Origin of the sequence: Streptococcus oralis (assembly GCF_003942875.1) — a bacterium.
In the GTDB taxonomy this organism is placed as follows: Bacteria; Bacillota; Bacilli; order Lactobacillales; family Streptococcaceae; genus Streptococcus; species Streptococcus oralis_BX.
On sequence record NZ_RMVK01000005.1, the window covers coordinates 37,529 to 61,145 of the forward strand.

General features: G+C 41.1%; 13 protein-coding genes. 2 read left to right on the forward strand and 11 right to left on the reverse strand.

What is annotated here, in order from left to right:
* The first annotated feature begins 29 nt into the window (after window positions 1-29).
* On the forward strand, window positions 30-440 hold the full coding sequence (locus tag D8844_RS06330) for an HIT family protein (RefSeq protein WP_049485019.1): 411 nt from the start codon (window positions 30-32) through the stop codon (window positions 438-440).
* A gap of 9 nt (window positions 441-449) precedes the next feature.
* A complete protein-coding gene (locus tag D8844_RS06335) occupies window positions 450-737 on the forward strand; it encodes a hypothetical protein (RefSeq protein ID WP_125422747.1) in 288 nt (95 codons plus the stop codon).
* A 439-nt stretch (window positions 738-1,176) separates the two neighbouring features.
* Here D8844_RS06335 and dnaJ read toward each other — a convergent pair whose 3' ends face one another.
* From dnaJ to padA, 11 genes are all read right to left on the reverse strand, one after another.
* The gene (gene dnaJ / locus D8844_RS06340) at window positions 1,177-2,313 is read right to left on the reverse strand and encodes a molecular chaperone DnaJ (RefSeq protein WP_125389404.1); all 1,137 of its coding nucleotides are present in this window, start codon (window positions 2,311-2,313) and stop codon (window positions 1,177-1,179) included.
* Between the two features lie 265 nt (window positions 2,314-2,578).
* On the reverse strand, window positions 2,579-3,211 hold the full coding sequence (locus tag D8844_RS06345) for a DJ-1/PfpI family protein (RefSeq protein WP_125389405.1): 633 nt from the start codon (window positions 3,209-3,211) through the stop codon (window positions 2,579-2,581).
* Window positions 3,212-3,440: 229 nt separating this feature from the next.
* A complete protein-coding gene (gene dnaK, locus D8844_RS06350; RefSeq protein WP_125389406.1) occupies window positions 3,441-5,264 on the reverse strand; it encodes a molecular chaperone DnaK in 1,824 nt (607 codons plus the stop codon).
* Between the two features lie 237 nt (window positions 5,265-5,501).
* Window positions 5,502-6,017 carry a nucleotide exchange factor GrpE gene (grpE, locus tag D8844_RS06355; RefSeq protein WP_125389407.1) on the reverse strand — a complete coding sequence of 172 codons (516 nt, stop codon included), beginning with the start codon at window positions 6,015-6,017 and terminating at the stop codon, window positions 5,502-5,504.
* Between the two features lie 26 nt (window positions 6,018-6,043).
* Window positions 6,044-7,078 carry a heat-inducible transcriptional repressor HrcA gene (gene hrcA / locus D8844_RS06360; RefSeq protein ID WP_125389408.1) on the reverse strand — a complete coding sequence of 345 codons (1,035 nt, stop codon included), beginning with the start codon at window positions 7,076-7,078 and terminating at the stop codon, window positions 6,044-6,046.
* A 160-nt stretch (window positions 7,079-7,238) separates the two neighbouring features.
* Complete coding sequence (locus D8844_RS06365) at window positions 7,239-7,751, reverse strand: DUF2812 domain-containing protein (RefSeq protein ID WP_125422750.1); 513 nt, start codon at window positions 7,749-7,751, stop codon at window positions 7,239-7,241.
* A 34-nt stretch (window positions 7,752-7,785) separates the two neighbouring features.
* Window positions 7,786-8,361: a DUF2812 domain-containing protein gene (locus D8844_RS06370; protein ID WP_000412261.1), complete on the reverse strand. Its 576-nt coding sequence runs from the start codon at window positions 8,359-8,361 to the stop codon at window positions 7,786-7,788.
* Entirely contained in the window at window positions 8,361-8,681 is a 321-nt protein-coding gene (locus D8844_RS06375) for a PadR family transcriptional regulator (RefSeq protein WP_000423979.1), read from the reverse strand. The genes D8844_RS06370 and D8844_RS06375 overlap by 1 nt, the downstream gene beginning before the upstream one ends.
* Window positions 8,682-8,838: 157 nt before the next feature.
* Window positions 8,839-12,678, reverse strand: a complete 3,840-nt coding sequence (locus tag D8844_RS06380) for an LPXTG-anchored SHIRT domain periscope protein (protein WP_125422753.1) — start codon at window positions 12,676-12,678, stop codon at window positions 8,839-8,841.
* A 361-nt stretch (window positions 12,679-13,039) separates the two neighbouring features.
* A complete protein-coding gene (locus tag D8844_RS06385) occupies window positions 13,040-14,854 on the reverse strand; it encodes a G5 domain-containing protein (RefSeq protein ID WP_000087620.1) in 1,815 nt (604 codons plus the stop codon).
* 75 nt (window positions 14,855-14,929) lie between these two features.
* The gene (gene padA, locus D8844_RS06390) at window positions 14,930-23,575 is read right to left on the reverse strand and encodes an LPXTG-anchored isopeptide-forming adhesin PadA (RefSeq protein WP_125422756.1); all 8,646 of its coding nucleotides are present in this window, start codon (window positions 23,573-23,575) and stop codon (window positions 14,930-14,932) included.
* Between the last annotated feature and the right edge of the window lie 42 nt (window positions 23,576-23,617).

The following is a 23,617-nucleotide window of genomic DNA, read 5'->3' on the forward strand; positions in this document are numbered from 1 at the left end:
CAAAATTCAATACAGTAGAGGTGGATTTTATGTCAGATTGCATTTTTTGTAAGATCATCGCAGGGGAGATTCCTGCTTCAAAAGTATACGAAGATGAGCAGGTTCTTGCCTTTCTTGATATCTCTCAAGTAACGCCTGGACACACCCTCATTGTACCAAAAGAGCACTATCGCAATCTTTTGGAGATGGATGCCCCAAGTGCCAGCCAACTCTTTGCCCAAGTGCCACTGGTAGCTCAAAAAGTTATGAAAGCTACCAAAGCTGCTGGTATGAACATCATCGCCAACTGTGAGGAAGTTGCTGGTCAAACGGTCTTTCATACTCACGTGCATCTCGTACCTCGCTACGGTGCAGAAGATGACCTCAAGATTGACTTTATCGCCCACGAACCTGACTTTGACAAACTTGCCCAAGTCGCTGAAACCATTAAAAACGCTTAAGGAGATGCTATGAAACTATCAAATCTACTGCTATTTGCGGGAGCTGCAACTGGAAGTTATTTTGTCGTGAAAAATCGCCAAGCCATTCAGGATGAAGTGCTAGATACAACTGACCGCGTCCAAGCTATCAAGGATGATTTTGATATCATCCAAAACAGCCTACAAATCATCGACCAACAAAAAGCCCTTATCAAGGAATACCAAAAAGATTTAACCTATAAATTCAAAGTCTTGGAAAAAGATTTCCAAACTAGACTAACTGTGGTAAAAGAAACACAGGAGCTTGAGGATAAGTAAAAAGAGCCCGATGGCTCTTTTTAGTTTATAGATTTTTTAAGACTTTCCTTAAGTAATGACGGACGGTAGCGACCTTCTTCGAAGCTCCATACCTAAACTTTGAGCCTAGGCCTCAAAGTGTCCGGACACCTGAAATCAATCGGTTTCAGGTGTTTTCATTACAGCGAAAAGTCTGGGAAAGTATTTGATTTATACTCAATGAAAATCAAAGAGCAAACTAAGAAACTAGCCGCAGGTTGCTCAAAACACTGTTTTGAGGTTGTAGATAAGACTGACGAAGTCAGTTACATATATACGCAAGGCGACGTTGACGCGGTTTGAAGAGATTTTCGAAGAGTATTAGTTATGAAACGGTGAATGAGTTGTCTCAATTGTGGTGTATAGTTGATGGGATATAGCTGGTTTACGCTTTAAAAAGAGCCACTCGGCTCTTTTTAGTTTATTCTCCTTCAAAGGCATCTTTTATATGATCAAAGAAGCCTTTTTTCTTTGGATTGACTTTCAAGTCACCTGCAGCTGCGAATTCTTTAAGCGCTGCTTTTTGGCGGTCGTTCAAACCTGTCGGAGTCACGACATTGACAGTAACGTATTGGTCACCAACGGCACCGCCACGAAGGCTAGGTGCTCCCTTACCACGTAGACGGAATTTCTTGCCAGTCTGTGTTCCTTCTGGGATAACCAATTCAACATCTCCATGCACGGTTGGAATTTCCACAGTATCTCCAAGAGTAGCTTGGACAATATTAAGATTTAACTTGTAGAAAATAGTTGTTCCTTCACGTTCAAACTTATCGCTAGCTTCCACAGAAACTACTACATACAAGTCACCATAAGGTCCACCGTTAAAGCCTGCTTCACCTTGACCAGATAGGCGGATTTGTTGGCCTGTTTCCACACCAGCAGGGATCTTCACATGTACGCTATGAGCTTGTTTTTCATGACCTGTTCCGTGACAAGTTGTACATGGATCTTTAATTTCTTTTCCGCGACCATGACAGACATCACAAGTTACTTGACGGCGCATCATACCAAGAGGAGTCTGCGTATCGACATTAATGATACCAGCGCCATGACAGCGTCCACAAGTGACTGGACTTGTCCCTGGCTTAGCACCAGATCCATTACATGTACGACAGCTGGCTTCACGATTGTATTTAACTTCCTTTTCTGTTCCGAAGATAGCTTCTTCAAAGGTCAAGTTCACACGATACTGGAGGTCATCCCCTTGACGAGGGGCGTTTGGATTGCGTGAAGCTCCGCCTCCCCCGAAAAAACTTGAGAAGATATCTTCAAAACCACCGAAGCCACCTGCTCCGTCAAAACCGCCAAAACCACCGGCACCACCAAAGCCACCGTTGGCACCCGCAGCACCATACTGGTCGTAGGCCGCACGTTTTTGGTCGTCACTCAAGGTCTCATAGGCTTCTTGAACTTCCTTGTACTTTTCCTCAGCACCAGGCTCCTTGTTGATATCTGGGTGGTATTTTTTTGAAAGCTTACGATAAGCCTTTTTGATCTCGTCTGCCGAAGCGTTTTTTGACACCCCCAGACGATCATAAAATTCAGTATTGTTCATACAAGATACTAAGAGCGAACAGAAAGCGACTGAAATTTAGGAAACCGACAAGAAATCCTGATTTCTTAGGAGGTTTATCTAATTTCCAAGCTTTCCGCTCGAGTTCAATTACGAACACCCTTATTCCTTTCTGTTAATATTTCGGAACGAAACCTCGATTTAGGTCGGGTTCAATTCCTTTCTTTTATATTGAGTTAGAAATTTCGGAAACCGTGTTCAGTTACTCGAACACCCTTATTCCTTTCTATAATTTATAAGTAAATATTTAGAGGGTATTTTCTATACTCTGCTTCACTTCATCAAACTCTTCATCTGATAGAGTAAATATCAAATCCTCCTCTGTATACCCGTCTTGTTCTTTAAAATAGTTGTCAGTATTTTCTGTCAAATCTAGACCAAGAATTACTTTTCTTGCAAACTCTTGATGTGCAAAACCAATAGCAGTAATGATATTTTTATCTTGCAGGACAGCTTTTGCTTTGAAATTTTTCCGAGGAAGAAATTCAAAATAGTCAAAGAAGTTTTGCCAAATCCCACCTGTAAATTTCGTATCATTCAATAAACCTGCTTTTGCCAACAAAATAGGTGCTGAAGAAATGGCTGTAATTAAGATATCCTGCTTACCGAGTTCCCTCAAAAACGAATTTAATTTTTCATCCTGTAGAGCAGGACCTATATTTACAATTCCTGGCAAAATCACACAAGAATATTCTTCTATACGTACTTGATCCAATGTTTTTGTAGACCGACAAGGCAAGCCATCCTCAGATATAACTATCGAATAATCTGAAGCGACATAATCAATCGTGATGTCAAAAGACAGAGCTAAAGTACTTGTTAAAGCGGTTATCTCATGAAGAGAAAAATTAGGATAAATGATACAAAGTACTTTTTTCATACGCAACATCCTCTATTTTACCGAAAAACAGAGGCTGGGTTGCAACCTCTGGATTTCTTCCTATCATTATTACATTTAGACAATGAACCTTAGTAATTCGTCATTCTTAACGAGTTAGGCTTAACTGAGTTTCGGCTAAAAACTTCGGAAAAAAGATAAGCCATCTTTTGTGCATCGCACAAGGCGATGACTTCCTATTTTTCTTTTGTTTTCTTAACGCCTCAACATCTTACTTCTCAGTAAACTCTCCGTCTACGACGTCATCGCCTGCGTTTCCTGTTGCTTGTGCGCCTTCTGCTCCTGCTTGAGCTTGTTGGGCTGCTGCGGCTTGTTCGTAGAGTTTAACAGCAAGTCCTTGAGCTTTTTCGTTCAATGCTTCGAGTTTTGCTTTCATTTCGTCCAAGTTGTTATCTTCTTGGGCTTTCTTAAGCTCATCAAGGGCAGCTTGGGCAGCGTCACGTTCTGCATCGAAGCCTTTTCCTTCAGTTTCCTTGATTGTCTTTTCAGTCGCAAAGATAGCTTGGTCTACTTCGTTACGAAGGTCAACTTCTTCTTTACGTTTCTTATCTGCTTCAGCGTTTGCTTCTGCATCTTTCATCATGCGGTCGATTTCTTCATCAGTCAAACCAGAGTTAGATTGGATAACAATTGTTTGTTCTTTTTGAGTTCCAAGGTCTTTGGCCTTAACAGACACGATACCGTTCTTATCGATGTCAAATGTTACTTCGATTTGTGGAATACCACGAGGTGCAGCTGGGATATCTGTCAATTGGAAACGTCCAAGAGTCTTGTTATCTGCTGCCATTGGGCGTTCCCCTTGAAGAACGTGGATATCAACGGCTGGTTGGTTGTCTGCCGCAGTTGAGAAGACTTGTGATTTAGATGTTGGAATTGTTGTGTTGCGCTCGATCAGTTTTGTAAAGACGCCACCCATTGTTTCGATACCAAGTGACAATGGTGTTACGTCAAGAAGGACAACGTCTTTGACATCACCAGTGATCACACCACCTTGGATGGCAGCACCCATAGCAACTACTTCGTCAGGGTTTACTGATTTGTTTGGTTCTTTACCAGTTTCAGCTTTCACAGCTTCTACAACGGCTGGGATACGAGTTGAACCACCAACAAGGATAACTTCATCGATTTCTGACAAGCTCAAACCTGCATCTGAAAGGGCTTGACGAACTGGAACTTTTGTACGTTCTACAAGGTCACGAGTTAAATCGTCAAATTTCGCACGAGTCAAAGTCATTTCCAAGTGAAGAGGTCCAGCTTCACCAGCAGTGATGAATGGCAAGCTGATTTGAGTTGAAGTTACACCAGAAAGGTCTTTCTTAGCTTTTTCAGCTGCATCCTTCAAACGTTGCATTGCCATCTTGTCAGTAGACAAATCAATACCGTTTTCTTTCTTGAACTCTGCTACCAAGTGGTCGATGATTTTTTGGTCAAAGTCGTCACCACCGAGTTTGTTGTCCCCTGCAGTTGACAATACATCGAAGACACCGTCACCGAGTTCAAGGATAGAGACGTCGAAGGTACCACCACCAAGGTCGAATACCAAGATTTTTTCTTCTTTGTCAGTCTTGTCCAAACCGTAAGCAAGGGCCGCTGCTGTTGGTTCGTTGACGATACGTTCTACTTCAAGACCAGCGATTTTACCAGCGTCTTTTGTTGCTTGACGTTGTGCATCGTTGAAGTAGGCTGGAACTGTGATAACTGCTTTAGTTACTTTTTCACCAAGGTATTCTTCAGCGTAACCTTTCAAGTATTGAAGGATCATAGCTGAGATTTCTTGTGGAGTGTATTCTTTTCCGTTAGCAGAAACTTTTTCAGAAGTTCCCATCTTAGATTTGATTGAGATAACTGTATCTGGGTTTGTTACTGCTTGACGTTTCGCAGCATCACCAACAATGATTTCTCCGTTTTTGAATGATACTACAGATGGAGTTGTACGGTTTCCTTCTGGGTTTGCGATGATTTTTGATTCAGTTCCTTCAAGAACTGCTACTGCTGAGTTTGTTGTACCTAAGTCAATACCGATAATTTTAGACATGTGTTTTTCTCCTTAAATTTTATATTCTGTTTTTGATTTTTCTTGATATTCCCCTTAAGTGGTGGGGACGTGAGCAACTCCCTACGGGATTTCATCACTTATTTTTGAGCCTATTGTCTCAAAAATCCCCCTGTTTCACCACGGTGGGCAATATCTTTCTTGCAAGCCTCCGGCTTGCTTCTTATCTTTCTTCATAGTTTATTGTCGTTTCGGACAAGTTTTTACGGGCTTTGTATCCTAATTATAGACTACTACCATGGCTGGTCTTAAGATACGGTCATGGAGTTTGTAGCCTTTTTGGAAGATTTGGGCGATGGTGTCTGCTGGGTGTTCATCGTCTGCTGGGAGAGTTTGGATGGCCATGTGATAGTTATGGTCAAATTCGCCGTCAGCTGCGATTTCTTCGATTCCTTCTTCTTTCAAAGCGTGAATCAAGCTCTCTTGCACCATCTCCAATCCTTTTTTGACATCGTCTGTCAAACCTTCAACTGCTAGTGCACGTTCTAAGTTGTCAAGCGATGGTAAGATTGCTTTTGCCAGGTCTTGGCTACGATAACGTTGCAAGTTTTGACGTTCTTCATTGGCACGGCGTTGAATATTCTGCATTTCTGCATGAGCGCGAAGGTATTTGTTTTCGAACTCATCTGCACGTTCATTTGCCAAGTCCAACTCAGACTTCTCAGGAGTTGTTTCTTCAGTTGTTTCCACAACTTCCTCTTCTTTCATTTCTTCGTTTTTTTTATCTTGGGCCATTTTCGCCTCCTTTAATGATTTCAAAATTAATTTACTTCGTAATGATTACTGCTGAGGTAGCGATAAAAATCTGTCAACTTCATCGTCAAAACACGATTGACCACATTGACTTGGTTGACCAATTGCTGATAATCTAGATTGACTGGACCGATAATCGCTAGAATTCCAAAACCTCGATAAGGAATGAGGAACTTACTGCTAATCACCGCCAAGTCAGCTAGACAGGATTCCTGACTGTCCGCAACACGAACATTTTGCATCTGATCTTCATGCAGACCCTCACGAATCTCCAGAGCCACCTTTTGTGGATGATCAAAGAACTGATAGGCTGCTAGATTAGCAAAATTCAAGAGATTGACCTTACCCGACACTACAATGTTTTCGTTGAACATTTCTTTAAAAATGTGTTCAAAGAGATCCATGACATTGTCCGTTGTCGTAAAGTAACGCTGGATAATCTGCGGAATCTCTGTCCGAATCTTGTAGTGAATATCCAGAACGGTATGACCGAGGAAACGTTCCTGAATGATGCTCTTCAGTTTCAGCAAATCTTCCTGCAAGAAGTTCCTTGGAATCAGAAATTGACTGGTAACCGTTCGGGACTCGTCTAGGGTAAATACTGCCAAGGCTGTATGTTGCCCCAAGACAACAATATCAAAGGCTGTCAACCGTTGCCTGCTCGGCTCAACATCCAGAGCCACTACCGTACAGCCACTCAGGTCTGTCAGTAGATTAGCAGCCTCTTGCAGAATATCCTCCAATTTGAAGAATTCCTGATCAAAGGCTTTGACAATCTCGTATACCTCATTTTCAGCCAGTCTATCAAAAGCAAGCGAGTGTTTCACATAGTACTGAAATCCCGCGACACTTGGCATCCGACCGCTTGAGGTATGAGCCTTCTCAAGCAAACCCTGCTTCTCTAGAGCTGCCATGTCATTACGAATGGTAGCACTACTAGAATTGATAGACTCTTGTAGCGCCTTGGATCCGACAGGTTCGTGTGTTTTGGTAAAGATGTCAATAATCAGATTTAAAATATCCTGCTGACGCTCTGTAACCATCTCATCACTCCTCTCTGTCTGATCGATTAGCACTCTATGCATCCAAGTGCTAACTCATGATTCTATTATACACCCTTAGAAGAGAATGTCAAGACAAAAACTCAAAAAATTAGCACTCTTTTACCAAGAGTGCTAAAAATCAGTCTGAAGACCTAGAATCTTACTTCTCATATACTTGGCATTTCCTTTTAAGTCTGAAAAAACCACAGATTAGATAAGAGATTAAGCAAGCGTATAAAAAGAAAATAATAAAGAAAGACTGAGACAAGTTTTCTCGATACAAACTCATGCAAACAACAAGACCACCTGAAAAAGTGGCTATACAGGAACGAAGTCTAGACCGCATAACTTCCCATCTGAGACCCTTACTCATATAGACTTTCTCCTCTGAAAGTATATCAGAAGTTGGTTTACGAAGAATTGAACAAAAACCTGTTTCTATCAATTCCCAACCGCTATTTCTAAAATCTTGCAGTTCATGCTTATACTTTTTAAGAAATCTAGAATCATAGATACGGTAGATGACATCGTCAGGTTGGCATTGGCAAAAATAGAAAAAACCAAAACGACTCGTTCTATATCTCCAGCCTTTCAAGTGCATCTCACGCAAATACTCTTCTTCCTTGTCCAAATCAACAATGGTAAAAATCCGAAATTGCTTTTTATTGATCATGACTTCCCCTCCAATTTTGAGCATACCTAGCCTATCATAAATCTGATAATTCCTTCTTTTTATGCCATAACTTCCAGCTAATATAGGCAACTATTAACAAAAGGATTAAAGACCAGAAAACATCTAGCCCGACCGCAAGAAAACTCCATAGACCATACGCATTACTTCTATTGAGCAATTTAAGTAAGAATGGTATATGTATGGCTAGCAAAAGTAAAACAGGTACTAATCGCAGTCTTAAAATGCGATTAACCATAGCTAACTTCCCAGTAGCATCGTTATAAATTTCAAACTCTGCATCCGATTCAATTTCAGAATGTGCTTTTCTAAAATAGGAAAAACTATTAAAGTCTGTAATATGCTCCCAACCACAATCTTTAAATAGTTGTAAATAGGAGGATCTCTCTGATTTTTCCATCGGGTAAAAATCCAACTGATAAGACACCTGCTCAGGCTGACACTTTTCAAAGGTATACTTGACTACAAACAATAAGATAGAATAGCTTACTTTCCTAAGTTTCCAGCCCTCAGCATGCATTTCTCTAAAGTATAGAGCCTCACTCTCATAATCCGCAATTGTAAAAATTCGGTAAACAATTTTCTTTTCCATCATCCTTCCTCCCGACTATTTCTGTAGAGCCGTTCAATACGTTTCAATTCAATATCTAAAACTTTTCGTCCCAAGTCTGTGATCTGATAGATTTTACGTTTTTCCTCTTCTCGGACAAAGGAAATCAAGCCATCCTTTTCCATCTTTGACAAGGTCCCATACATAGTTCCAGGACTAATCGAAACTTGCGAATCTGTCATTTCCTTGACCTTTTGTGTGATACCATATCCATGGTTCTCCTTCTGTAAACAAAACAAGATATAAAAACCTGTTTCAGTCATGGGAAGGTAAACACGCCTGATCTTATCTGTTAATTCCATTTAATCACACCTCCTATTTAGTTTGATATATCGCACCTCGTTATATAAACTATATCACATCTCGATATAAAATGCAAGAAAAAGAGAGAACGATTTCTCGTTCTCTCTTCTTATACTACGAAATTAAGCAGTTAATCTCTCATTTACTAAGAGTGACTTAGTCTTTCTTGCGAAGGACAAAAACTGCTAGGCTTGCAAAGGCAAGACCGATGATTGAAAGAAGACCAGATACTGCAGAGCCTGTGTTTGGTAACAAGGCCTTAGTTTGACTACTTCCTTCTTCTGGTTGGCTATTATTTCCAGAATTTTTATTTGGTGCCGGGGTAAATTCCCAAGTACCGACGAAGTGGGCATCCGCTCCATTGATGGTTTCTGATGCTTTGTCATAGGACTTAAAGCTCCATGTGCCTTCTGCAGTCTTAACCTCTGTTTGACTTGGTTGCGTTGGTGTTGCTTGACTTCCATCTTTCAAGTTTGTTTGGTCTGCCGGAAGCAAGGTTTTCACTTCTTGCGGAAGTTCTTTTCCTGGCGTTCCGCTTACAAATTCATGTGTTGCCTTGTAAGTTGGCGCCGGAGTGAATTCCCAGGTGCCTACGAAGTGTGCGTCTGCTCCATTGATGATTTCAGATGTCTTGTCATAAGACTTGAAGCTCCATGTGCCTTCTGCTGTCTTAACTTCTGTTTGACTTGGTTGAGTTGGAGTTACTTGGCTGCCGTCCTTCAAGTCTGTTTGGTCTGCTGGAAGCAAGGTTTTCACTTCTTGTGGAAGTTCTTTGCCTGAAGTTCCGCTGACAAACTCGTGAACTGCTTTATGAGTCACTGTTGGAACCGGGCTTGCTGTAAATTCCCATGTGCCTACAAACTTAACATCTGATCCATTAATTGTTTCCGATGTCTTGTCGTAGGACTTGAAGCTCCATGTGCCTTCTGTTGTCTTCACTTCCGTTTGACTTGGTTGAGTTGGAGTTACTTGGCTGCCGTCCTTCAAGTCTGTTTGATCTGCTGGAAGCAAGGTTTTCACTTCTTGTGGAAGTTCTTTGCCTGGAGTTCCGCTGACAAACTCGTGAACTGCTTTATGAGTCACTGTTGGAACCGGGCTTGCTGTAAATTCCCATGTGCCTACAAACTTAACATCCGCTCCATTGATGGTTTCTGATGCTTTGTCGTAGGACTTGAAGCTCCATGTGCCTTCTGTTGTCTTCACTTCTGTTTGGCTTGGTTGTGTTGGCGTTACTTGGCTGCCGTCCTTCAAGTCTGTTTGGTCTGCTGGAAGCAAGGTTTTCACTTCTTGTGGAAGTTCTTTGCCTGGAGTTCCGCTGACAAACTCGTGAACTGCTTTATGAGTCACTGTTGGAACCGGGCTTGCTGTAAATTCCCATGTGCCTACAAACTTAACATCTGATCCATTGATGGTTTCTGATGCCTTGTCATAGGACTTGAAGCTCCATGTACCTTCTGCCGTCTTCACTTCTGTTTGGCTTGGTTGCGTTGGAGTTGCTTGACTACCATCTTTCAAGTCTGTTTGGTCTGCTGGAAGCAAGGTTTTCACTTCTTGTGGAAGTTCTTTTCCTGGCGTTCCGCTGACAAACTCATGTGTTGCCTTGTAAGTTGGTGCTGGGGTGAATTCCCAAGTACCGACAAAGTGAGCATCCGCTCCATTGATGGTTTCTGATGCCTTGTCATAGGACTTGAAGCTCCACGTACCTTCTGCCGTCTTCACTTCTGTTTGGCTTGGTTGCGTTGGAGTTGCTTGACTACCATCTTTCAAGTCTGTTTGGTCTGCTGGAAGCAAGGTTTTCACTTCTTGTGGAAGTTCTTTTCCTGGCGTTCCGCTGACAAANTCATGTGTTGCCTTGTAAGTTGGTGCTGGGGTGAATTCCCAAGTACCGACAAAGTGAGCATCCGCTCCATTGATGGTTTCTGATGCCTTGTCATAGGACTTGAAGCTCCACGTACCTTCTGCCGTCTTCACTTCTGTTTGACTTGGTTGAGTCGGAGTCGCTTGACTACCGTCTTTCAAGTCTGTTTGGTCTGCTGGAAGCAAGGTTTTCACTTCTTGTGGAAGTTCTTTTCCTGGCGTTCCGCTGACAAATTCATGTGTTGCCTTGTAAGTTGGTGCTGGGGTGAATTCCCAAGTACCGACAAAGTGAGCATCAGCTCCATTGATGGTTTCTGATGCCTTGTCATAGGACTTGAAGCTCCACGTACCTTCTGCCGTCTTCACTTCTGTTTGACTTGGTTGAGTCGGAGTCGCTTGACTACCGTCTTTCAAGTCTGTTTGGTCTGCTGGAAGCAAGGTTTTCACTTCTTGCGGAAGTTCTTTTCCTGGCGTTCCGCTGACAAATTCATGTGTTGCCTTGTAAGTTGGTGCTGGGGTAAATTCCCAAGTACCGACAAAGTGGGCATCCGCTCCATTGATGGTTTCTGATGCCTTGTCATAGGACTTGAAGCTCCANGTACCTTCTGCTGTCTTCACTTCCGTTTGACTTGGTTGTGTTGGCGTTACTTGACTGCCATTAGGTAAATTCTTTTCTGTTGCTGGAAGCAAATCTTTCACTTCTTGTGGCAACTCTTTACCTGGAGTTCCACTGACAAATTCATGGTGTTTTTCGTAAAGAAGAGCAGTGCTCACCTGATTAGAAGGAGCTGATAAGTTATCAACATGCAAGGTTACAGTGTTGTTAATTTTTTCAGGTCCCTTTTCTTCCACTTTTTTGTTTGTAGTAGTATTATAAGTTACAATAATTTCAGCAGAAGAATTTGCTTTTATGTATTCAGGTGTCATTTTAACAGTAACTGTTTGACCTGATTTCTCGATCGTATAGTCACGTCCTTCTTGCAGAGTCACTCCACCTGATTCAACTTTAAGTTCTTGATAATCAAGGCGCTCATCAAAATTCTGAACCATTTCGATAGATGAAGGCGCTGCTAAAAGATCTTTGCCAGGAACCGGAACTTTAAACCTTGCTTTATAAGTGATATTTTGCCCCTCTTTAGCTGGAATCTCTGTAGGATCAACTTCTAGAACAGGGCTAGGATCAAGTTTTTCAACATAGAGACCAAAGACGGCCGAAGCAACCTCTGTTGATGAATAAGCAAAATTCATCCTATTACTATTCGATCGAAGGGCTAAACCAGAGATATTGTTCTCAGAATAGCTACCACTTGTAATCTGAGTCGCAATCCAAGCAGTTCGTTCTCCTTGGTCTTCCTGTTTCAAAACATTGGCATTGTTCATCAGACGAAGATTAACATCATTTTGATAACCTTTAATATAGAAGGTTTCCTTCAAGTTGTTTGCATCCATTGCATCGATATCCGTTGGTTTCATGACCAACTTCAAATCTGTCTCTGAACCATCTGCATAACTCAACTCGGCTGTTACATCAGCATCAATCCAAAATGCTTTATTCATGATGTAGTCATGATTCGCATCTACGTAAGGAACATTACCAATTTCAAAAGCACTACTTTCCCATAATTCAGAAATTGAGAAAAATTCAACAGTAGATTTTTGAGTACTATTCATTTCAGACTCTGCTTGAGCAGTGTTTAGATAGTGAAGAGTTACCTTATTGAATTTTAAGTAAGCATCTACTTGCTTACCATTAACTGTCCCAATATTTGTGAATTTTAGAGAAAGAGGATTTTCAAAAACTTGATCCTGCTTTTTACTTTTATCTACTTTAAGAGTAAAGTTCTCCATCTCGCCTGGATAGGCACCACCCCAGAGATATTCATAGTGGGGATTCGATAAATGAAACTGATCAACAGCCTGTGATTTAGATAAAACACTAAAATTGTTGATGTTCAAATTAAACTTACGAATATCCAAGGTTGAGATATCCGTTCCATTTTTTATTTCTTCTAAAGCCGCATAAGATTGAAGCGGAAGAAGAAAAATAGAAAAAAGTAAAACGACTAGTCCGAGAAAAGCCTGTTTTTTTCTACTGAAAATAGTAGAAAAAGGCATTCTCATGCGATATTTCCATTTCATAATGTACCTCCAAAACTAAAAATGATTATTTGATCATTTCAAAAGAAATATTCATCTCATTCTAACACAAAGAAAGGGAAATTGAAAGCAGATATAAAAAAATATTTACTTTTTTGTATTTCCAGATTGTCAATTTTCGGTGAGAATAATTAAAATATCAAAATTTCAGAACAGGCGTTTACACTATGTAAATAGCTGTTTTATTGTTGAACCTATTATCACTCCATGAGTTTCATAACGTACTCAAGCTACACATAAACATTAATATATTTAATTTTTTATAAAAAAGAACCCAAGAATAAATTCTGGGTTCTTTTTAGTATTTCTCGTACAAAAGATGCTTTTGTACAATTAGAGAGCCTTAGTCTTTCTTACGAACGACAAAGCCTACTAGACCAGCGATAAATAAACCAATCATTGAAAGAAGACTGGTAGAAGCTGTACCTGTGCTTGGTAGAACTTTCTGTTCTTGGCTTGCAGTTTCTTCTTTCTTAGTGCTTTCAGCTTGGTTCCCTGTTGTTGCAGTATCATTCTTATCACCGTTGGTTGTTGTAGGAGTTACTTTCTTAGTTCCAACTTCGACAATCTCATCTACTGCTGGAGTGGTGATTGTGCTTGATTTCTCAACACGACCTGTTTCAACGCCATCTGTGTAAGTCACTGTATAAACAATGGTGCGAACACCCTTCTTACCAGCTATCTTCACTTGACGACTGCCTTCTGGAAGGTCTGCGTTCTGCACTTCTTTGACTTGGAAAGCAACTTCTTCTGTCTTCGTTTCTTCCTTAGTCGTTACAACTGGGGCTACTACTTTCTTAGTTCCAACTTCGACAACTTCATCTACTGCTGGAGTGGTGATTGTGTTTGATTTCACCTCGCGACCTGTTTCAACGCCGTCTGTGTAAGTCACTGTATAAACAATGGTGCGAACACCCTTCTTACCAACAGCTTTCACTTGACGACTTCCTTCTGGAAGATTTGGATTTGTTACTTCCTTAGTTTGGAAAGCAACTTCTTCTGTCTTGGTCTCTTCCTTAGTCGTTACAACCGCTGCTTTCTTAGTTCCAATTTCGACAACTTCGTCTACTGCTGGAGTAGTGATTGTATTTGATTTCACCTCGCGGCCTGTTTCAACACCGTCTGTGTAAGTCACTGTTTCAACAATCGTACGAACACCTTTTTGCCCAGCTGTTTTCACTCGGCGAACACCTTCGGCTAAGAGTGCATTTTCAACCTCACGAGTCTGGAAGGCAACTTCTTCAGTTTTGGTTACTTCCTTAGTCGTTACAACAGTTTTTGAACCTGTATAAGTAATCTTGTTTTTTGCAACTTTCTTAGTCTTGCGTGAAACTTCTTTACGAGATTTTTCAACACCATCCACTTTTGTCACTTCATAAGTGACTTCATCGATACCTTCTTCACCTTCTTCAACACGCGTTTGACCTTTATCCAGTGCTGGATCTACTTTCGTTTCTTCTTTGAAAGCAACTTTTTCCTCCACAGTCACTGTTTCTTTGGTTTCAACACCTGTTTTCTTAGTTCCAACTTCGATGATTTCTTCTACTGGTTCTTTAATTACTGTTTGGTTCTTTCTATCACGTTTTTTCTCAACGCCATTTACCAAAGTAACATCCCAAACAACTTTCTTCTGACCTTTTTCTCCCGCTTGTTTTACCTTTCGAGTACCTTCAGCGAGGTCTGCATTGTTTTCTGTCCGAGATGGGTAAGGAATCTCCTCAGTAGTTGTGACTTCTTGATGTTCTTCTTTTAAATCTCCCCCAGTGAGAAGTGCCTCAGCCTTAGCTTTTAAAGAATTGTAGCGAGCTTCAAGCGCCGCAAAACTTTTTTGACCTTCTGGACTCTTCATTGCCTTCTTTGCAGTCTCAAAAAAATTCTTTGCTTCTTCTACATCACCCTCTAGGAGTTCTTTATTATCCTCATCTGGACTATTTGTAAAATCCTTAATTGAAGATTCTATACTATCAAGCATTCTTTTGAAAGTATTTGCAATACTTCGCTCTTGGCCATCTGGAATTTCTTCATCTTCCGCTGGTGTCTCTTCCGCATGCACTGTTGGAATTTGATACAAGTCGGGAGCTACATGATAAGTGGCTACTCCAAGTGCATTTAAAGCAAGTATAGAAATTCCTAACTTTAATAATTTTTTTCTACTCATTATTCTTTCCTTAACACTTTCAATATACAGTAAGGAGAAGAGTAAAATTTTCTACTCTCCTCTTACTATATGATACTAACGTTCAGCTTTACGCTTCCAAACTAGAAGTCCAGCAAGTCCTAGAGCTAGGGCTGCAAGTACTCCAAAGATTGAAGATCCTTCAGAACCTGTATTTGGCAATATTTTCTTAGGTTCTGCTGGAGGAACGGTTCCACCTGGTGGCGGAGTTTGTGGTTTTTCTGGTGTTGGTGGTGTTGGTGGGAACACCACAACTTTGTTGGTAGTTTTTGGCTTTGGATTATGGTTAAAGCTTACTTCAGCTGTATTTGGTACACCACCAGTGAATTTTGTAAAATCTGTTCCTTCTTTGAAGTTAGTGTAAAGTACAAGACGTACGGTACTTCCCTTCAAGGCTTCAAGAACATCCTTATCGCTGATTTCAAAAGTCACAACATTGCTAGTTTCATCGTAAGTAACAGTAGCAATTGCTTCTAAATCTTTACCTACTAATTCACCACGATCATTTGAAGCCTTACTTAATTTATCAATAGCTGCTTGAAGCTTGGTTTGAGCTTCTTTTAGTTTCTTGATTTCATTTTCAAGTTTCTCTTGTTGTTGTTTCTTATCAGCTGGTACCAATTCTGATTCTTTCTCAGCTGGTGCTTGAAGTTTAGCCAAGTTTTCTTCAGCTGCTTTCAACTCTGCTTCCAAGCTTGCAAGATCTTGACTTGGCTCGCTAGTTGCAGGTTTCTTATCTTCTGATGCAGAAGAATTAGATGTAGCTGGAGTTGTTTCTTCAGCAGCTGTTGCTGGAGTAGCTGGTGTTGTAGTTTCAGCTGGTTTAGCTGGCTGCGCTGCCTTAGCTGCTTCCAACTTCGCTTTCAATTCAGCTACTTTAGCTTCCGCTGCCTTGAGTTCTTCCTTCTTACCAGTCTCTGTTGAAGTCTCTTCTGTTGACTTGCCTGTCAAAGCTTTGAGTTCTTTCTCAGACTGTTCAAGTTGAGCTTGAAGAGTTGCTTTGATCTTGTCAAACTGAGCATTTTCAACTTTAAGAGCGATACGGTCTTTGTTGACTTTCAAGACTGAATCGATTTTATCAGTGATCGTAAAGCTAGTCAAGTCTGTCTTGATAAGACGACCATATTGATCCTTCTTAGCATTTCCGTTTTCATCTACTGGATCTGTTGGAACCGGTGTAGTGATATCGAAGCGGAAGGTATCTAAAGCGTTTGGTAAGTGGTAGTCTTTATCAGGTTTAGATCCATCTTCTGGCCCAACTGTCTTAGCAGGTTCACCTGGTGTTGGATCTGTTGGTTTTTCTGGGTCACGCGGTTTCACCGTTACTGGTTTTGTTTCCTTGCTGCCAGATTGACCATTGGCATCCTTGAAGTTGACAGTTGCTTTGTTTGGTACCAATTGGTCCTTATAAGCTGTCAAATCGCTATTCGCTTTGAGTTTAGCTGGAATATACAATTGGATTTCTTTGAAACCTTTCAATCGAGCGAAATCTTTCACTTTCACAGTGACTGTATTTCCCTTAACACTTGTTTCAAGGGCACCATTTGCATCACGACCATCCACATAGGCTACTGGCGTATCAGCGATTGCCAAGACCGGTTCGAGTGTATCTGTGACTGTGAACTCTTTGTACTTATCAATATCTTTTGGCAAAGTTGTATTGACATTATACATGTATGGTGCGTCGTATTCCACATCCAAGTGGTCCAAGGTACGATTAATCTTCTTAGAAATTTCTGGTTCTGGTTCTTTTGGAACGACTACCGGAACTTTATTCGAATCTTTGTGTAGCCCTGGTTTGTGTGGGAACTTCGCGTCATAAGAAGCTGTATTTGGAACAGTGAATCCACGATCTGTTAGATATGGAGTCAAATCAGCTCCCGCTTTAATCTTCGCAGTGAAGCTCAATTCCACAGCTTGACCGCCATTGGCTTTCACTTGGTCTTCTGTAAGCGTCAAGGTAATGGTTTGACCTTCTACCTTGATTTGACTTACATCAAGGGCTTGACCATTCAAGCTCGCTTTTACTGAACCTGCATAATCAAGAACAGATTCAAGTGTATCGCTTACACTGAAGGCTGTCGCATCTGTTGGGACACTTGTTTTCACGTTGTAAGTGAAAATTTGGTCACGATCAGCGAGGATTTCCTCAGCTTTAGCATTCACATCTTTCTTGATTTCTGGCTCTTCTGGTGTTGGAGGCGTTACTGGAACTTCATTCGAATCCTTGTGCACACCTGGTTTGTGTGGGAAGCTTGCGTCATAAGAAGCCTTATTCGGTATCCGTGCACGGCCGTCTTCCTTCACATGTTTTGACAAATTCGCGCCAGCTTTGATCTTGGCGTCGAATGTTAATTCAACTGCTTGACCGCCATTGGCTTTCACTTGGTCTTCTGTAAGCGTCAAGGTAATCGTTTGACCTTCTACCTTGATTTGGCTAGCATCAAGAGCTTGACCATTCAAGGTTGCACTTGATTTACCTGCGAACTCAAGAACATCTTCGATCTTATCGGTTACGCTGAAGGCTGTAGCATCTTGCGCTACGCTTGTTTTCACGTTGTAAGTGAAGACTTCATCACGTTTCGCAAGTGTTGCTGATTCTTTGCCATTCACATCTTTCTTGATTTCTGGCTCGTCTGGTGTTGGTGGCGTTACTGGGACTTCATTGGAATCCTTGTGCACACCTGGTTTGTGTGGGAAGCTTGCGTCGTAAGAAGCCTTATTTGGAATCTGTGTACGGCCGTCTTCCTTCACATATGCGGACAAGTTTGCGCCAGCTTTGATCTTCGCGTCGAACGTTAATTCAACTGCTTGACCGCCATTGGCTTTTACTTGTTCTTCTGTAAGCATCAAGGTGATGGTTTGACCTTCTACCTTGATTTGGCTTGCTTCAAGAGCTTGACCATTCAATTTAGCACTTGATTTACCTGCGAACTCAAGAACATCTTCGATCTTATCGGTTACGCTGAAGGCTGTCGCATCTTGCGCTACACTTGTTTTCACATTGTATGTGAAGACTTGGTCGCGTTTTGCGAGAGTTTCTTCTGCCTTGCCGTTCACATCTTTCTTGATTTCTGGCTCGTCTGGTGTTGGAGGTGTTACTGGGACTTCGTTAGAGTCCTTGTGCACACCTGGTTTGTGTGGGAAGCTTGCGTCGTAAGAAGCCTTATTCGGAATCTGTGTACGGCCGTCTTCCTTCACATATGCGGACAAGTTTGCGCCAGCTTTGATCTTGGCGTCGAATGTTAATTCAACTGCTTGACCGCCATTGGCTTTCACTTGGTCTTCTGTAAGCGTCAAGGTAATGGTTTGTCCTTCTACCTTGATTTGGCTAGCATCAAGAGCTTGACCATTCAAGGTCGCACTTGATTTACCTGCGAACTCAAGAACATCTTCGATCTTATCGGTTACGCTGAAGGCTGTCGCATCTTGCGCTACTGTTGTTTTCACATTGTATGTGAAGACTTGGTCGCGTTTTACGAGGGTTTCTTCTGCCTTACCGTTCACATCTTTCTTGATCTCTGGCTCGTCTGGTGTTGGTGGCGTCACTGGGACTTCGTTCGAATCCTTGTGCACACCTGGTTTGTGTGGGAAGCTTGCGTCATAAGAAGCCTTATTCGGAATCTGTGTACGGCCGTCTTCCTTCACATATGCAGACAAGTTTGCGCCAGCTTTGATCTTGGCATCGAATGTTAATTCAACTGCTTGACCGCCATTGGCTTTCACTTGGTCTTCTGTAAGCGTCAAGGTAATGGTTTGTCCTTCTACCTTGATTTGACTTGCATCAAGAGCTTGACCATTCAATTTAGCACTTGAAGTTCCTGCGAATTCAAGAACGTCCACTAGGGTATCTGTGACTGAGAAGGCTGTCGCATCTTGCGCTACACTTGTTTTCACATTATAAGTGAAGACTTCATCACGTTTCGCAAGTGTTGCTGATTCTTTGCCATTCACATCTTTCTTGATCTCTGGCTCTTCTGGTGTTGGTGGCGTTACTGGGACTTCGTTAGAGTCCTTGTGATATTTTGGATTATGATCAATATCATAAGAAGCCTTATTCGGAATCTCTGTCTTACCATCTTTATTCACATAAGCTGACAAGTTGGCATTATCTCTAATCTTAGCCTTGAAATTCACTTCAATTGACTTACCGGCATCTGCTTTGACAGAAGCTTCTGTAAAGGCAACTTTGATGACTTGACCAGAAAGTGTCACTGTCGCCTTAGATCCTGCATCCTCACCATCAAGTTTAACAGTAGCTGAAGCATTCTCACCAACAAATTCTAGAACTTCTTTCAACTCGTCTGTCATCTCAAACTCAGTTGCATTGGCAGGCATTGTTGTTTTCAAAGTATAAGTAAATTCTTCATTACGTTTTGCAAGATCGTAACGTTCTGCTCCGTTTACTTCCTTCCTAAGCTCTGGAGTTGTTGTTGGCGGTGGAGTGACAGTGACTGGTTTTGATTCTTTCTTAGAATCTGGATTGTCATTAATGATGTAGCTAGCAGTATTTGGTACTACCGGCTTGTCTTTTGATTCATTTGGATAAGCCGCTAAAAGTGCATCAAAGGTAATGCCTTCCTTCACCTTAGCCTTAAATGAAACTTGTACAGCTTTACCAGCATATTGTTTCACTTGCTCTTTACCAAATGTGACCGTCAAACGTTGACCTTCTGTTGTTACAGTGAGGTCTTGAACAGCTTGGCCATCAACAGTGACCGTTGCTTCTCCTTCAAATGCCAATTCTTTGACGATATCATCTGAAATGGTAAAGGTATCTGCCACATGTGGAACCGTTGAGTCAATCGTATAAGTAAAGATTTCTGATAACTTACCAAGATCTGCGTGTTCCTGACCATTCACCTTCTTCGTGATTGGTGGTGGTGTAACAGTGACCGGCTTGGTTTCTTTCTCACCTTGTTGGTCATTCTTGTTGGTGTAAGTAATCTTAGCTTTGTTCTCAATAGATGGAACAGTTGAGCCTTTCTTCACTTTGGCATGAATCACGAGCTCTACTTCTTGGTTACCGTAGTCACCCGCATTCGCAAAATCTTTCATCGTTGCAGTCACGGTTTGACCTTGAACTGTTACATCGAAGAATTTCGCTGCAGCTCCCTTGATTTCAGCTTGACCTGGAGTCAAGTTCTCATCTAAGGTATCCGTTACAACGAAGGACTTGTACGTTGTAATATCATTTGGCAATTTCGCTTTGATATTATAAGTAAAGTCGGTTTCCGCACCGATTGTTGCCTCTGTCAGTGTTTCGTTGATTTTCTTATCAACACCTGGTTCTGATGGAGGGGTTACGGTGACAGGTTTCGTTTCTTTTTCTCCGCTATGATCGTTCTTATCTGTGAAGCTGAACTTCGCAGTATTTGGAATGTTGATACGCGTCACTCCATCATTGATCTTAGCCGGAATAATCAATTCCACTTCTTGACCAGCAAGAGCTGTAGCGTTCGCAAAGTCCTTCATCGTTGCAGTCACGGTTTGACCCTCAACTGTTACATCGAAGAAGGCTGCAGCTGCTCCTTTGATAACTGGTTTGCTTGAAGTTTCATTGATAACTGACAAATCTCCTTCAAGTGTATCTGTAATCACAAATTTCTTGTAATCTGTAATATCTGTTGGAAGTTTTGTCTTAATGTTGTAGTTATACGCTTGACCTGTCGCGATATCTAAGTGATCAAGAGTTTCATTGATCTTCTTCGTTACAGGAGGTGGCGTTACGGTGACAGGTTTCGATTCAACTTCTTTCTCTACATTATTCTCATTTGTAAAGGAAATAGAAGCCTTGTTTTCAATGATTGTGCCTGTCACACCATTTTTAACTTTTGCAGGAATGACTAGTTCAACAGTTGAGTATTTTGCAAGTTCACCAAACTGACCATCCTTCACCGTTGCCGTAATCTCTTGGCCATTGGTGTGGATATCAAAGAGGGCCGCTGCAGAACCTTTAATACTTACGTCGCCTGCAAGCTCCAAATTAGCATCCAGTGTATCACGAATCACAAATTTCTTGTAATTAGCAACATCACTTGGTACTGCTGTTGTAATGTTGTAGTTGTATGGTTGTCCATCAAACGTTTGGAAGCTATCCAAGTTTTCATTAATCTTCTTATCAATAGAAGGTTCTTTTGGTTTTGGTGGGGTAACCGTTACTTTATTCGATGTTTTCTTGATATCATTCAAGGCAACATCTGCCGTGTTAGGTACTTTAATTTGACCATCTTCCTTATATTTAGAAAGGTCAGCACCCGGACGAATCTTAGCCTTGAAGGTCAATTCTAGGTATTGAACATCTTTAGTCTTACGACGCGTTACCTTACGTGAGATCTTTTCGAGTTGAGTTTTATCAAGAGTCAGTGAAACAGTTTGACCTTCAACTTTTGCAGCAGTTTTCAAGTCAGTATTATCTTTTTCACCAAGTTTTACATTCAAGCTATCTGCCTGAACTTCCAACTCTGAAACAACTGTATCCGTAAGGCTAAATGTATCTGCAATGCCTGGCCATGGAACAGTCACTTTGTACTCAAAGAGTTCTTCTTCTTTCTTAAGATCTTCATGTTCCTTATCATTGACCTTCTTTGTAATTTCTGTCTCGACTGGTGGTTTGACATAGACTGGGTTTGAGCGTCGAATTGTACTTGGTTTGTCAGCTGTTTTAGCATGGTTACTTGGATCAGGATTATTATCCTCACCATTCCACATGATATTACCCTGGTTCAGCAAACCGAAGCCATCATTATCCTGAAGAAGGGCCATGAATTCTTTGCTCGCTTGATTATTGCGATATTGCTCCTTCAAGCGAACGGTAATGGTCATTTTAGCTTTTTGAAGCACTAAGTATTCATAACCATTCACACTTGGTACATCAGCAACAACAACTTCACGTTCGTTTCCGAGATCGTCATTTTGTTTCACTACACGAGTCAAGATTTGACCTTGTGGTCCAGAAGCATGATGACCTACAACTTCTAAACGATAGTCAAGAGGGTCTGTCAACATAACGTTTTGCTTAAACTCATAAGGAACGTTGTTGAAGTTGTAATCTACTGTATAAGTAAATGTTTCGTCTTTGGCAGACAAGTTAGCCGCATAGGCTGGTTTTTTAGTCAATTGAAGTGGATCTTCAATAGTACCAGTATCATTGCTTTGATCTTGGTCTGCAATTTTCTTGGTGGCACTTGGGTAACAGTATTCAAGTTTTTGAACTTCTACAGTTTCTTTCGAACCACCGATTGTTTCAGTCGCAAAATCACCAACTTTAAATTTACCAGTCAACTCAGGAACTGGAACTGTCTCCTTAACTGGTTTGTAGTCTGCAGGAGGGTCTTGCTCATCATCCTCATCAACTTGTTCAGCATGTGCTTCCTTACTCAAATCATAGTCAAACTTGTTGTTTCCTGGATTAAAGACACTCTCTGGAACAGAGATTGTAACCTTGTCTCCTTCTTGAACAATCTTACCACGAATTTCTTTCTTCGAATCGGTAACCTTTGATACAATCTTCTTACCATTAATTCGAACTGCATCTACCTTATATCCTGGAGTAACTTCAAACTCACCTTTGATATCTTCTTTAACCAGAGCAGCACCAACAGATTCTAGAACTCGACTTGAGAATTTATTGATATCGCTTTGTTCATTAACATAGAAGGAAACATCTTTTCCATTGATATTTTTAGCTGGAGAAGCCATCCCCTCTAATGCTTCATGGAAAATCTCTTGGACACTTCGGTTATCCCCTATATCAAAATATTTTGAATAACCTTCTTTATATGTGTCATAGTACTGAGCTTTGGAATTCGCAAAGATTGTTACGTCTTCCCAGAAACCAACTACTACTGTTCCTTCAGAACCAACAACATTTTTAAGTCTTGTAGATGCTTCCTTAACCTCTTTCACACGCCCTAAAACGTTTTGAGACGCCTCTGTTAGTTCATTAAAATTCCATGCACGTGTAAGAATATTGTTCCGATAGTCACTGTACTCTAGACGAACCTTACCATCAGGGTCACGTTTCCCATTGGCAACACCATCCGTAATCAAAAGAAAGATAGTTTTACGACCATTAGCCATATTCCCTTTTCTTTCATTATATTGAGCAATGACATCGTCAATAGCTGGAACAGTTGGTGTTCCTCCCGCTACTTTAATATTATTAATGAATTGATGGATATCATTTTGGTCAGAAGACAAGTTACTTGCCTTGTATTTGTAATCATAGTCAGGTCCCCAACTACCATAAACATCTTTACGGCCTGTAAAATCGTTATTGTAGTAGTAGTTGTATCCATCTGCACCTTGGAAGGTCGCCATCATAACCCGGTCTGATGTATCTGGATTATCAGTCTTAACCAAACGTGGGTTATTTTCATCATACTCTTCTTCCTTCACAAATGTCGTCAGAGTTTTTAAAGCATTCTGGACATTTGGAATGGTGTTCTTAAATGATCCACTCGCATCCTGCAAGATTACCAAATCCACTGGTTTTCTAGGCAGGCGCCAGCTAATTTTTTCCGTTTTTTCAATTTTACGGGAACATCCATTTTGTGTTATCTTTGTATTTCCACCTACTTCAATAGTACTACCGCCTTCATTTGCTGCAGCGCTACCAAGTAGCTGTCCCATTAAGGCTAATGGAACAGATAAGAATAAAATGATAAACAATATGGAGACCTTTTTAATGAAATCTCTCATTGCTATTTCTGAAATCCTATTGTGATTTCTTCTTCCCCCTTT

Coding starts and splice junctions, on each gene's coding strand:
- dnaK (WP_125389406.1), bottom strand. CDS start 5,264: ATGTCTAAAATTATCGGTATTGACTTAGGTACAACAAACTCAGCAGTA.
- dnaJ (WP_125389404.1), bottom strand. CDS start 2,313: ATGAACAATACTGAATTTTATGATCGTCTGGGGGTGTCAAAAAACGCT.
- D8844_RS06365 (WP_125422750.1), bottom strand. CDS start 7,751: ATGATCAATAAAAAGCAATTTCGGATTTTTACCATTGTTGATTTGGAC.
- grpE (WP_125389407.1), bottom strand. CDS start 6,017: ATGGCCCAAGATAAAAAAAACGAAGAAATGAAAGAAGAGGAAGTTGTG.
- D8844_RS06385 (WP_000087620.1), bottom strand. CDS start 14,854: ATGAGTAGAAAAAAATTATTAAAGTTAGGAATTTCTATACTTGCTTTA.
- D8844_RS06330 (WP_049485019.1), top strand. CDS start 30: ATGTCAGATTGCATTTTTTGTAAGATCATCGCAGGGGAGATTCCTGCT.
- hrcA (WP_125389408.1), bottom strand. CDS start 7,078: ATGGTTACAGAGCGTCAGCAGGATATTTTAAATCTGATTATTGACATC.
- D8844_RS06375 (WP_000423979.1), bottom strand. CDS start 8,681: ATGGAATTAACAGATAAGATCAGGCGTGTTTACCTTCCCATGACTGAA.
- D8844_RS06370 (WP_000412261.1), bottom strand. CDS start 8,361: ATGGAAAAGAAAATTGTTTACCGAATTTTTACAATTGCGGATTATGAG.
- D8844_RS06335 (WP_125422747.1), top strand. CDS start 450: ATGAAACTATCAAATCTACTGCTATTTGCGGGAGCTGCAACTGGAAGT.
- padA (WP_125422756.1), bottom strand. CDS start 23,575: ATGAGAGATTTCATTAAAAAGGTCTCCATATTGTTTATCATTTTATTC.
- D8844_RS06345 (WP_125389405.1), bottom strand. CDS start 3,211: ATGAAAAAAGTACTTTGTATCATTTATCCTAATTTTTCTCTTCATGAG.